The sequence below is a fragment of the Pseudoxanthobacter sp. genome (genome assembly GCF_036822375.1).
Lineage (GTDB): Bacteria > Pseudomonadota > Alphaproteobacteria > Rhizobiales > Segnochrobactraceae > Pseudoxanthobacter.
Genome location: NZ_DAISHT010000199.1, coordinates 1 through 1469, shown reverse-complemented (window position 1 = coordinate 1469; position 1469 = coordinate 1). Strand labels below are relative to the sequence as shown.

At 75.5% G+C, this 1469-nt stretch carries 1 protein-coding gene; it reads left to right on the top strand.

The genetic code is table 11. From position 1 onward, the window contains the following. A partial coding sequence (locus tag V7067_RS14510) for a tetratricopeptide repeat protein (RefSeq protein ID WP_334176619.1) occupies positions 1 to 1462 on the top strand: 1462 nt, incomplete at its 5' end. Positions 1463 to 1469: the final 7 nt, after the last annotated feature.

Below are 1469 nucleotides of genomic sequence, written 5' to 3'. Positions count from 1 at the left end.
GGCAGGCACCGCTCGGGCAAGTGCCGTGGCCGGACCGGCCGGTGCCGCGGCGCGGGCGGAAACCGCCGTGCGGCTGCCGCCCGCGGAAAGCCGCTCCGCCCCGGCGGCGGCGGCCGCGCCGGCGCCGCGTACCCCGCGCCCGGAAGATGCCGTGCGCCGCGCCCGCGCCGCCGTCAACCGCATCGCCGCGCTGCGCGCCGCGCCCTCGCCCGCCGGCAACCGTCCGGTGGCTCCGGCCCGCCCCGATTATGCCCTCGCCGACCTCGATGCCGAGATCGGCGCCGGCGAGGCCGAAAGCCCCGAGGACCCTGCGCCCGCGGCGCCGCTCGCCATGGCGGCTGCCCGCGCGGCTGCGCCTGTGCCGCCCGTCGTCGCAGCCGGGGCGCCGGCGGCGGGCGGAAGCCCGTTCGCAACAGCCTCTGCCGGTCCCGATCCGCTTTCGCGCGTCATCGCCCGCACCCGCGCCGGCCTGCGCCAGATTGCAGCCGGCGACGAGACGCGGCCCGCCGCCCCCGGTCGCAACCGGCGCCGGCTGCTGCAACTGGCTGCCGGCGCCGGCGTGCTGGTTCTGGTGGTGGCGGTCATCGACCGCGACATGCGCACCGGCATGGAAACCGTCATCAGCCCCGCGCCGACACCGGTCGTGGCCGCCGCTGCCCCGCCGCCGGCCCCTGCGCGGCAATATGACGATGCGGCGATCCGCAATCTCGCCGCGCGCATGGTGGCCAATGCGGCCGGCACCACGCCGGACGCGCCTTCCGATCCGGCCACGACCGGTGCCACCGGCAGCGCGGCACCCTTCACCGTGACCCGCTCCGATTCCGCCGACCGCAGCACCAGCCTGCCCGACGCCATTCCGGAATCGCTGCGCACCGCCGCCCTTTCCGGCGACCGCTATGCCGCCTATGACGTGGCGATGCGCTTCGTCGACGGCGTGGGCCTCCAGCCCGACCCGGCGATGGCCGCCGACTGGTTCCGCCGCGCCGCGCTGGCCGGCGATGCCCGCGCCGCCTTCCGCTTCGGCTCGATGCTGGAACGCGGCACCGGTGTGGCGAAGGATCTGGGGCAGGCGCGCAATTTCTACGAGCAGGCTGCCGGTGCCGGCAACGTGCTCGCCATGCACAATCTCGCGGTGCTGATGTCCGATGGCAGCGGCGGCCCGAAGGATATCGACGGCGCCGCCCGCTGGTTTCAGGCCGCGGCCGATCACGGGGTGGTCGACAGCCAGTTCAATCTCGGCGTGCTCTATCTGCGCGGCACCGGCGTGCGGCAGGATTATGCGACGGCCTATAAGTGGTTTTCGCTGGCCGCCTCCGGCAACGACGAGCAAGCCCGCGTCCGGCGCGACGCCACCGCCGAGCGGCTCGATGCGGCAACCCGCCAGCGGCTCGACGACGAAGTCAGCCGCTGGACGCCGGTTCCGGCCGATCCGTTCGCCAACGCCGCCCAGTCCCGCGCCTGACGGGCGC